This window comes from Campylobacter ureolyticus ACS-301-V-Sch3b, from assembly GCF_000413435.1.
Taxonomy (GTDB): domain Bacteria; phylum Campylobacterota; class Campylobacteria; order Campylobacterales; family Campylobacteraceae; genus Campylobacter_B; species Campylobacter_B ureolyticus_A.
In genome coordinates, this window is sequence record NZ_KE340330.1 from 24793 (window position 1) to 34217 (window position 9425).

General features: G+C 31.5%; 12 protein-coding genes and 1 pseudogene. 11 read left to right on the plus strand and 2 right to left on the minus strand.

Translation table 11 applies throughout. The features are described 5' to 3' along the window. The 9 genes from HMPREF9309_RS08425 to HMPREF9309_RS08465 all read left to right on the plus strand — a co-directional run bounded on the left by HMPREF9309_RS08425 (nucleotide 1) and on the right by HMPREF9309_RS08465 (nucleotide 7318). A complete protein-coding gene (locus HMPREF9309_RS08425) occupies nucleotides 1–1068 on the plus strand; it encodes a hypothetical protein (protein WP_016647276.1) in 1068 nt (355 codons plus the stop codon). Further along, nucleotides 1065–2072, plus strand: coding sequence for a hypothetical protein (locus HMPREF9309_RS08430; protein WP_016647275.1), 1008 nt, complete (start codon nucleotides 1065–1067; stop codon nucleotides 2070–2072). Before HMPREF9309_RS08425 ends, HMPREF9309_RS08430 begins: the two co-directional genes overlap by 4 nt. Continuing rightward, a complete protein-coding gene (locus HMPREF9309_RS08435) occupies nucleotides 2069–2632 on the plus strand; it encodes a hypothetical protein (protein ID WP_016647274.1) in 564 nt (187 codons plus the stop codon). The genes HMPREF9309_RS08430 and HMPREF9309_RS08435 overlap by 4 nt, the downstream gene beginning before the upstream one ends. Beyond that, nucleotides 2625–3371 carry a phage BR0599 family protein gene (locus tag HMPREF9309_RS08440; protein WP_016647273.1) on the plus strand — a complete coding sequence of 249 codons (747 nt, stop codon included), beginning with the start codon at nucleotides 2625–2627 and terminating at the stop codon, nucleotides 3369–3371. Before HMPREF9309_RS08435 ends, HMPREF9309_RS08440 begins: the two co-directional genes overlap by 8 nt. 9 nt (nucleotides 3372–3380) lie before the next feature. Beyond that, nucleotides 3381–3605 carry a hypothetical protein gene (locus tag HMPREF9309_RS08445; protein ID WP_016647272.1) on the plus strand — a complete coding sequence of 75 codons (225 nt, stop codon included), beginning with the start codon at nucleotides 3381–3383 and terminating at the stop codon, nucleotides 3603–3605. Between the two features lies 1 nt (nucleotide 3606). Next, nucleotides 3607–5661: a phage tail protein gene (locus HMPREF9309_RS08450; RefSeq protein ID WP_016647271.1), complete on the plus strand. Its 2055-nt coding sequence runs from the start codon at nucleotides 3607–3609 to the stop codon at nucleotides 5659–5661. A gap of 11 nt (nucleotides 5662–5672) precedes the next feature. Continuing rightward, on the plus strand, nucleotides 5673–6044 hold the full coding sequence (locus tag HMPREF9309_RS08455; RefSeq protein ID WP_016647270.1) for a hypothetical protein: 372 nt from the start codon (nucleotides 5673–5675) through the stop codon (nucleotides 6042–6044). Nucleotides 6045–6046: 2 nt separating this feature from the next. Then, nucleotides 6047–6436 (plus strand): hypothetical protein, encoded by a 390-nt coding sequence (locus HMPREF9309_RS08460; protein ID WP_016647269.1) that lies wholly within the window; start codon nucleotides 6047–6049, stop codon nucleotides 6434–6436. A gap of 90 nt (nucleotides 6437–6526) precedes the next feature. Then, the gene (locus HMPREF9309_RS08465) at nucleotides 6527–7318 is read left to right on the plus strand and encodes a DNA adenine methylase (RefSeq protein ID WP_016647268.1); all 792 of its coding nucleotides are present in this window, start codon (nucleotides 6527–6529) and stop codon (nucleotides 7316–7318) included. Between the two features lie 26 nt (nucleotides 7319–7344). Here HMPREF9309_RS08465 and HMPREF9309_RS08470 read toward each other — a convergent pair whose 3' ends face one another. Then, nucleotides 7345–7560: a hypothetical protein gene (locus HMPREF9309_RS08470; RefSeq protein WP_016647267.1), complete on the minus strand. Its 216-nt coding sequence runs from the start codon at nucleotides 7558–7560 to the stop codon at nucleotides 7345–7347. 154 nt (nucleotides 7561–7714) lie between these two features. Here HMPREF9309_RS08470 and HMPREF9309_RS08475 point away from each other — a divergent pair, with 154 nt between their 5' ends. Then, entirely contained in the window at nucleotides 7715–8374 is a 660-nt protein-coding gene (locus tag HMPREF9309_RS08475) for a S24 family peptidase (RefSeq protein ID WP_016647266.1), read from the plus strand. A 119-nt stretch (nucleotides 8375–8493) separates the two neighbouring features. Beyond that, nucleotides 8494–9195 carry a sensor histidine kinase gene (locus HMPREF9309_RS08480; RefSeq protein WP_081634534.1) on the plus strand — a complete coding sequence of 234 codons (702 nt, stop codon included), beginning with the start codon at nucleotides 8494–8496 and terminating at the stop codon, nucleotides 9193–9195. Here the strand turns inward: HMPREF9309_RS08480 and HMPREF9309_RS08485 are convergent. Continuing rightward, nucleotides 9192–9425, minus strand: a pseudogene (locus HMPREF9309_RS08485) (hypothetical protein); the annotation flags it as partial. The gene HMPREF9309_RS08480 and the pseudogene HMPREF9309_RS08485 sit on opposite strands and share 4 nt — an antisense overlap.

The window sequence follows — 9425 nt, forward strand, 5'->3', positions numbered from 1 at the left end:
ATGATAGTTGAAAGTGGAACTTGTTATGATAGATTTGAGTTTTTGATTATATTTTCAGCATTTGCGCAAAAATGCGGCTGGAGTGTAAATAAAGAGAGTAAAACAGAGCTTTATCTTAAAAATAGTCTAAATAACTACCTTCAAATTCAGCTTGATTATGTAAATGCAAATGGAGCTTTTGTTGCTTTGTTTGCAGGAGCAACTGGCTTTGATGAGAGTAAAGACTTTGAAAATCAACCAGGCTATTCAAGGCTTAATCAACATAGTGCTTATAAATCAGCCGCGCAGATAACAACAGCACTATTTTTTAACTATAAAAACAATGCTGATTATGATATGCAGGGGTATACCTTAGTTGGAGATAGTGATACTCTTTTTTGTAATATGGAGTTACGCCCTAATGCAACATACTCTTTTTTTAGCTCAAATTTAAAGAAATTTCACGATTTTAATGGCGGGCATATTATTTTTAGTGACTGTTTTGCTGGATATGGTCCATATGGAAGTTATAACCGTATGAGTAAAGGTGCAAAATGTATTATAAGCACTAACTATACACCATTTGAATTGGTTCAATATGAAGATAACAACTCATTGTTTAATATTTTAGTTGGTGGGAAGTGGCATACTAATCAATCAAATAGTCCAAGAGATACTTATAGTCTTATTACAAAAAGTAGGATTATGACAAATTTACAAGAGTGGAATAGGTTTTTAACTATTTTAAACAGTCAATCAAAAACAAGCTCTTATTACATAAACAACAAAGACTATATAAAACTATCAGCATTAAGTGTATATGAGATAGCTAAGGTTATAAAAGATAAAAACACAGGGCTTAATGTAATGATAGCTCCTGAGTTTTTCTATAAAAATGATTTAGAAAGCTGGACACATGCTGGAGTGCTTGAAAAGATAAGAGTAGTTGGCTTTTTAGGTCTTAAAAACAAAGCCCAGCTTCATATGGGAAGTGAAAAATTTATGGTGTTTGAACCACATGGAGATCTATATTACCGCAATAAAAAAGTGGATGAAAGAAACAAATTTGGTTTGGCGGTGAAGCTATGATGATAGGTTTAGCTGGAAATCAAAAGATCTTTACAAACTCAATAATCTTAACTTTAAGTAGTGGTAAAAATGCAAATTTAGTTAAAACCCATAAAGCCACTACCAAACAAAGAGATAAAGTTACAAAAATTTCAAATTTAAGCCATGCCTTTTACCACGATAAAGCAATGTGGGCTTATATCGTTAAAAAGGATAAAAATAACAAAGAATTTACCACTACTGATAGAAGCTTAGATTTTGAGATGATAACTTCTGATAAGGTCTTAAAACTTCGCCTTAGAAATGCTGATACCAAAGATAGCACCTTAGAAAATATAGACATAACATCAAGTGGAGTTATAGTCCAAGGCACTAAAATAGGTGATATTTATAAACCCAACGAGTGGCGAGAAGTTAGCATTATTGCCGGAGCTGTTGGTGATATAGACGCTGGTGGGGTAGTAAATTTTATCTTTACAAATCAAGCTATTACTATCTTAATCAAAGGCACAAGAGCTGTAATTTTTAGCTACAGACCAACTTATAACTACACTGAAGGCAAGATCTATAAAACTTCTATATTTACCTCCCAAAACGCTAAAGAAGTTCGCTACTCTTTGGCTGATGGTTTTAAGAAAAAAGTTAGTTTTAGTGTTACTTCAAAAGAAATCGAAAGTGGCGTGGCTGAGATATTAAGCTTTGCAATGCAAAGATATTGTTTAGTGCCACTTTGGAATAGCACTACAATTAGCAAAACAAGTGGAATGCTAAATGTATTGAGCTGTGATACTACTTTAAAAGAGTTTGATAAATACTTAGTAGTTTGGAGGAGTTTCAAAGATTTCGAGTTTGCAAAGATACTAAATTTAAGTGATGATAAAATCATAATCGATAAGCAAGTTAACATAAACACAGGAGATTTTATCATCCCACTACTTAAATCAACACCTAGGCAAAGTTTAAATTATAGCGTTTTAACAAGTGAAGTGAAAAGCTATGAGCTAGAGTTTATGGAGCTGTTATGATGAAATATTTAAATAAAGACATTTGGTTTAAAGCCCCTTTAATCAAGCCTAAAATCACTCTTAATAACAACTACACATTAGTTGGAAAAAATAGACAAACTAAGTGGAGTATAACGCCAAATGCTAGGATCATAACTCACAACTATTATGTGCATGATTTAAGTGAGTTAAGGGAGTTTGAGAGCTTTTTTGATGATAAAAAAGCAAGGGTTAAAAGTTTTTTCATACCAAGCCACACAAAAGATATTATCTCTTTAAAAGCTCCAAATGGTGTAACTTCATTTAAGGCAATTAGCTCAAACAAACCTTTTTGGATCTATAACCAAGCAAGGCATTTAATCTTTGATAGGAAATTTGCCAGTCAAATTTTAGATATTAAGCAAATCCAAGATTATGAAGAGATAGTTTTAAAAGACCCCCTACCTTTTGAGATAGATAAAAACACTTTGATTGAAGAGCTTATAAATGTTAGATTTAACCGCGATGAGATAGAGTTTATAAAAAGTGGTGCGGTTGGATTTAGAACAAACCTAGACTTTAAGGAGGTATTTTATGAATGAGCTTTACGAGTTTATCTTAGAAAACGAAGTTATTTACTACACATCAGACTTAAATGACATAGTAGTAAATAATCATACTTATAAATCAGCTAGTATCTATATAAAAGAGCTTTCAAAAGATAGTTTAAACGATGATGCGGCAATTGTTTGTGAGGCTTCAATTTATCCTATAAATTTGTTTAAATTTTTTAATCCAAGCGTAAATGTTTATGTGAGGATCTTAAAAGAAAACGGCGCTCAGATTTTTGTTGGGCGGGTAAAGGATTGTGAGTTTAGCTTAAGTGATGGAAAAGCAACTATTCGCCTTGCTACCTTAGGTGGGCTTATGAAAACAAAAATCCCAACTAGAACTTATAGTAGAAACTGCTCATTTGAGTGCTTTGATAAAAATTGTGCGTTAAATAAAGATAAATTTAAACTTACTTTACTAGGAAGTCAGTGTGAGATAGCAAAGGATTTTATGAGTATAAAGTCCCCTTTAATCAAAGCAAAGCCACTTAATTATTTTAGTGGTGGATATGTTGAGTTTAATCGCCAAAGAAGTTATATCACAAAAAGTGAAGGTGAGACGATTTATTTAATGTTTCCTTTGGCAAATTTAAACTCTACAAGTGTGATAAATTGCTACGCTGGGTGTGATAAGCTTTTAAAAACTTGTAAAAGTAAGTTTAATAATGGGGTAAATTTTGGTGGATTTGCGTTTGTGCCAAGTAAAAATCCAATTACAGATGGATATTAAGGAGTAATTATGTTTTATGCGATCATTGCAGCAATCGCTGCAGTAGCCTTAGTTGCAGTATATCTTATGATGCCAACTCCAACTATGGATAATGCCTCATCAGCTGGGCTTGATGATTTTAACTATCCAACAAACTCAAATGGCAGGGTTGTGCCAGAAGTTTTTGGAACATGTCATGTAAGAGGAAATGTTATCTGGTATGGAGATTTAAGAAGTTCTGAAATAAGGAGTTAAAATGGGAAAAGGTAGTGGTAGCTCATCTCAAGTTATAGGCTTTGCCTACTTTTTAGGACTGGCTTATGCCCTATGCACAAAGGTTGATGAGCTTTTGGAGTTTAGACTAAATGGAGATATTGGTGCAAAGCCCAATTTAAAAGGGTGTGGAAGTTTTGCTGCTGTAACTGGTAGAAATGCTCCAACTCATGGAAGTGGTAATTCAAAATCAACTATTCATTTTTACGATGGGACGCAGGACTTCCCTAATGAGTATCTAACAAATCAAACAGGAGAGAGTTTAGCCTATAAAAACACGGCTTATTTCGTATTGAATGGATTTATTGGTGACAATGTAAGAAGTGCACCAAATTACTCGTGCGTTGTAAAAAGAACTTCTTTAACTAATTGGGGTAATAATAATGAGATAAATGATGAGATAAATGGTGATGTTAATCCATCTTCAGCCCTATGGTATATGTTGGTAAATTTAATCGGACTTGATAAAAACGTCCTTGATGAGAGTAGTTTTATAAATGCCAATAAAGCACTAGTTAAAGAAGGTCTTGGCATTAGCTTTGTGATGAGTAAACCTCAAGAAGCTAAAGAGTGGGTGCAAGAGATTTTAAGAACAATTGATGGAGTACTTTGCATAAATCCAAGTAGTGGAAAACTAACTTTAAGATTATTAAGAGATAACTATAAACAAAGTGATCTGCTCCTAATAAATGAAAGCAATGTGGCAAATTTGAAATTTAAAAGAAAGGCCTGGGATGAGACATATTCAAGGGTTACGGTTAAATATACCCAGCGTGGTAGCTTTAGTGAGGCAAGTGTAAGTGCCATAAACTCAGCTACAAGGCAAACTCTTGGCTTTGAAAGAGCTTTTAGTGTTGAGTATATGAGTATAACAAATGCAACTAACGCAAATAAAGTCCTAACCAGACTTATGAGAAAACTTAGCTATCCTTTGGCAAATTTAAGATTTGAGGTAAGCAGTGATGAGTTTAAAAACTTGATGGTTGGAGATGTTTTACTTTTTTCAAATAAAGCTTTAGGTGTAAGTGATATGTCAATAAGAGTGCTAAATATAGGAAGTGATAAAGAAGGAAGCCTTAGCGTGGAGGCTTGTGAGGATGTATTTGCGCTAAAAAACATAACTATTACAAGTGTTCAAGATGATCTTTACAAGCCAATAGATTTAAGCATTGAGGAGCTAGAGCACTTCGGCGCAGTTGAAAGCACCATAGAAATGGGCGATGAGATGGGAGTTTTACCGCTTATGGTTAAACCAAAGGGCTTTATACAAAAGATGAGTGTAAGAGATGGCTTAAGTGGAAAAAGCGTGGATATTAAGCCATGGAGCTTAGGTGTTTTAAGTAAGGATTTTGAAATAAGCGAGGAAATGGGTGATGAGCTAAATTTCGAGATAGATGAGATAACTCCTTTATGGCCTGTAAAAGGAACAAGGGCTGGGTGGCAAAGAATTAAATTTACTTGTTTAATAGATGATGAGTTTATAAATTTTCAATTTAGACAGAGTTTAGGTGGTGGCAAATGGAGAGTTAAAACACTTATGAGAGGACTTAGTGGAACAAAGATATCAAGACATTTAAAAGGAGCTAAAGTTTGGTTTGCACCAGTTGATGCAAATGATCTTATCACCTTGCCACTCATTGCACCAAATACAACACTTTTTTATGAAGTATCAAATTTCGCTGTAAAAAGTGAAGTTAAAAAGCTTAGTTTTTCTCACTCACAAGGTGGTAAATATCCATACCCACCATCAAATTTAAAAGCTTTTAGAGAGGGTGAAAAAGTTATCTTAGAGTGGAAAAACTGCGTTAGACTTCATGGAGCAAACTACCGAAATGCTGATAATTTAATAGCAGGGGTTGATGAGGGGTTAAATGAAAATAAAATCATAATTAAGTGGTTTGAAGACAATAAAGAAAATGTATATGAAACAAAAGGTGAGAGATTTGAGGTAAAAGCAAGCCCAAGGACTACTTTTTATCTGTGGCAAGTAGCATATAAGGGTGGGTTTTTAAGTAAAGAAGTTAGTATAACTATTTAAAAGGAGAAACAATGGCAAGACTTACAAACGGACTTGAAACAATGGAACTTGGAGTTACTAGTTGGCGAATCATCATAAATGATAACTTTAAAAAGCTTTATACAAAAGATGAAGTTGATGCAAATTTAAAGAATTATCAGTTAAAAACTGAGCTAAATGAGACATTAAAGCTTTATGTAAAAGCCCAAAGCTTAAAAGACTACGCCCTTAAAAATGGAAATAAAGAAAATGATTTTTATACTAAGAATTTAAATGTGTTTGGAGAGTTGATACTAGCTAGTACAAGTGATTTAAACGAAACTACTTTGCCTCAAAGTCCAAGTGGCTTTATAAAGCTAAAAGTTGGCGATAAAGTGGTAAAAGTGCCCTATTATAAGGAGTAGTGATGAGCATATTTGAGATAATGCAGCGTTTGGTAGCCTTACTTAATGATATAGATGTAAAAAGCATTAAAATAGGACTTGAAAGAAGTATAAATATAGATGATTTCCCGCTTATAAGAGTAGTGCCAAATGATAATGAACTTGACACATTTGATGGGTGGGCTGAGGATATTTATTTTAGCATTTATTTGGGTGATAGTGTTGATGAGAATTTAGAACTTTGTCTTAAAAAACTTTATGAGTTAGAAGCAAGTATTAAGTTTAGACTGCATAATTACCAATTTAGTGATGGCGGACTAATTAGGTTCATAAAGACTTCTAAGAGTGATGAGTTTAGGCATTATACTTTATTAAGAAGTGATTTTAAGGTAGAGAGTATAAGGTTATTTTAGGGGGAAACCCCCCTTGTAAAACTTATGCAAGTGGCATTTTACCACTATTTAAAACTTATGCTAAAAAAATTACATTTTAAAAGGAAAGTTATGAAAAACTTTAAACTAAAATGTAAAACTTATGCAAAATGTCGTGCCCCATTTGCTTGGGTTGGTGGGAAGTCAAGGTTAGCAAAAGATATAATAGCCCTAATGCCAGAGCATAAAACCTATGCTGAAGTATTTGGTGGTGCTTTGAGCGTATTTTACCAAAAGGCTCCTTCAAAGCTAGAAATTATTAATGATATAAATAGTGATCTTATAAACTTGCACCGAATTATAAAGTCAAGACCCATAAGTCTTCAAATAGAGCTTAACAATATGCTAAGAAGTAGAGAGATTTTTGAGTTAATAAAAAATAAAGCTATAAAGCCAAGAAATAATGTGCAAAAAGCAGCGTTTTACTACTATTTGATAAGCCTTAGCTTTGGAGCTAAGATGGATAACTTTGCGATGAGTAAAAGCTTAAGAAGTCCAAAAAACATCTATAAAAGCTTTGAAATTTATAGTAAGCGTTTAAAAATGGCTGTGATAGAAAACTTAAGTTATGAAAATTTTATAAAAGAGTATGATGGCAAGGAGACTTTATTTTATTTAGATCCACCATATGTTGGAACTGAAAGTTACTACAAAATGCCAAGGACGTTTGATTTAAAAAGCCATGAGAACTTAGCTTTTATTTTAAAAGGTGTAAGGGCTAAATTTATACTTTCATATAATGACTGCCCGGTGGTAAGAAAGCTTTACAAAGACTTTAATATTAAAGAGGTTTCAACTAATTATAGCCTAAATATAAACTCAATAAATAAAAAGGCTAAAGAGCTTATAATAATGAATTACTAAGACTTTAAAGGGTGATTAATCGCCCTTTAATAACCAAGATTTATCTCACCATTTTTTAGATAAAGTGTTTTACCATCTAAATGCCCACTAACATAATAAAAAACGCTTTGAGCACTATTTGAGTTTTTTATATAACCTATTTTATTATCAATTTGAACAGCTGTATCGCTATAAACTTCTTCTTCCATAAAAAGCTCCTTTATAATGCTTATATCGTTTGCTTCTAAGTTTATAAATATCATTTTATCTCCTTTACTTTTATAAAAAGAGTATAACTCTACTATACTGTGCTTTGGCTGTTGTTTATAAAAATAAATTATAAAAAATAATATTTTATTAATTTAATACAAAAATATGCTAAATTTAGCTTATATTTTATAATTAAGGTAGCAAGAAATGACAATGGATCAGATAAATGAAAGATTAAAAGATATATTATCAAATAAATTTAAAGATAAACTCATAAAAGATAAAGACGTGGCTGATGCTTTGGGTATAGATCCAAATAACTACGCGCAACTTAAATTTAGAAACTCAGTGCCATATAAAGAGATAATGGACTTTTTGTTTAAAGAAGGGATTTCAATTAATCTATTTTTTTATGGCAAGGATGCTAGTAATAGCGATAATTTAAAAACATTAAGGATGTTTGATGTGGGGGCTTCTTTAGGAGGTGGGGCAAATAACGATGATGAAAGCTTTGAAAATGTGGTTATAAGTGAGCAAATTTTAGAAAAAAGTAATGTTAAGTTTTTAGGAAAGATTGATATAATCAAAGCCATTGGCGAGAGTATGGAGCCATATATAATGGATGGGGATAGTTGTTTTATAGCAGTGGGAGCCGAGTTTAAAGATGGTGAAATTTATGCCATAAACACACCTGATGGACTTATGATAAAAGAGTGCTACAAGCAAGGTGATGAGTTTATGCTAATATCTTATAATCCTATCTACTTGCCAGTAAGATACAGCATCTATGAGTGTAAGATAGTAGGAATGTTTGTAGGAATTATAAGAGGCAGGGGAAAGTTTAAGATAAATTTAAAAGAAGTTTAGAGCGTTTTTAATACTTAAATATTTAGTTTTTCGCATTAAAATGAGAAAAATGTAGCTCTTAATTTTCTCATTTAAGTAAAAACTTTTTTCTCATTTTTGTGGGGATTTACACATTGGTTATGTATTTTGTCTATGTCAGTATAACAAAGCCATATTTAGAGCAAAAAAAGATGATGAATACATTTTTCAATGATGCTATGCATGAGCTTAAAACCCCACTTGGTGTTGCAAGTATAAATTTAGAAATTTTAGAAACTAGAAATAAACAAACACATCGTATAAAAGCAGCCTTAAAACAGATGAAAATAACTTATGAAGATGTTGAGTTTTTTATAAAAAATGATCGTATAAAATTTCCAAAAAAAGTATTAAATTTTTCTAATTTTTTAGAAAATAGAATTCGTTTTTCAAGTACAATCGCCCATAGCAAAAAAATACAAATAATAAGTGAAATTTCACCAAATTTAAAGGTATTTTTAAGTGAAATTGAAGCAACAAGATTGATTGATAATAACCTATCAAATGCCATAAAATATTCAAACGAGGGTAGCGAAATAAATATTTATTTAAAAAGCGATGATAATTTTGTCATTTTTATAGTTGAAGATTTTGGATGTGGGATAAAAGATGTTGATACTATTTGGCAAAGATACACAAGACAAAACCAATCACAGGGTGGATTTGGATTAGGACTAAATATAGTTATGAAAATTTGCAATAAAAACGATATTTTATATGATGTTAAATCAACCCCTAAAAAAGGATCGATTTTTATTTATAAAATTCCACTCTATGAAGAAAAACTTTTAGATAATATTTAAAAAATATCATTAATTTTTGATTTGGAGTTTTTGTGCATTATGATATATCCAATATGATTATTTTTAAAATCATATAGTTTTTTTGAGTAAAAATAATCATTTTTAAGCTTAATAAAATTTTGATTTTTAAAGTCTATTTTGTCCAAAAAAGGTAAAATATTTAAATTTATATCATTTTTATCAATTATGTTAAAGCCATGAATTTTTATATGTGAGTTTTTAAAACATTC

Excerpts from the sequence above, each read along its gene's own strand:
- HMPREF9309_RS08455 (WP_016647270.1), top strand. The coding sequence starts at position 5,673 with ATGGCAAGACTTACAAACGGACTTGAAACAATGGAACTTGGAGTTACT.
- HMPREF9309_RS08460 (WP_016647269.1), top strand. The coding sequence starts at position 6,047 with ATGAGCATATTTGAGATAATGCAGCGTTTGGTAGCCTTACTTAATGAT.
- HMPREF9309_RS08425 (WP_016647276.1), top strand. The coding sequence starts at position 1 with ATGATAGTTGAAAGTGGAACTTGTTATGATAGATTTGAGTTTTTGATT.
- HMPREF9309_RS08430 (WP_016647275.1), top strand. The coding sequence starts at position 1,065 with ATGATGATAGGTTTAGCTGGAAATCAAAAGATCTTTACAAACTCAATA.
- HMPREF9309_RS08445 (WP_016647272.1), top strand. The coding sequence starts at position 3,381 with ATGTTTTATGCGATCATTGCAGCAATCGCTGCAGTAGCCTTAGTTGCA.
- HMPREF9309_RS08475 (WP_016647266.1), top strand. The coding sequence starts at position 7,715 with ATGACAATGGATCAGATAAATGAAAGATTAAAAGATATATTATCAAAT.
- HMPREF9309_RS08470 (WP_016647267.1), bottom strand. The coding sequence starts at position 7,560 with ATGATATTTATAAACTTAGAAGCAAACGATATAAGCATTATAAAGGAG.
- HMPREF9309_RS08480 (WP_081634534.1), top strand. The coding sequence starts at position 8,494 with ATGTATTTTGTCTATGTCAGTATAACAAAGCCATATTTAGAGCAAAAA.
- HMPREF9309_RS08440 (WP_016647273.1), top strand. The coding sequence starts at position 2,625 with ATGAATGAGCTTTACGAGTTTATCTTAGAAAACGAAGTTATTTACTAC.
- HMPREF9309_RS08465 (WP_016647268.1), top strand. The coding sequence starts at position 6,527 with ATGAAAAACTTTAAACTAAAATGTAAAACTTATGCAAAATGTCGTGCC.
- HMPREF9309_RS08450 (WP_016647271.1), top strand. The coding sequence starts at position 3,607 with ATGGGAAAAGGTAGTGGTAGCTCATCTCAAGTTATAGGCTTTGCCTAC.
- HMPREF9309_RS08435 (WP_016647274.1), top strand. The coding sequence starts at position 2,069 with ATGATGAAATATTTAAATAAAGACATTTGGTTTAAAGCCCCTTTAATC.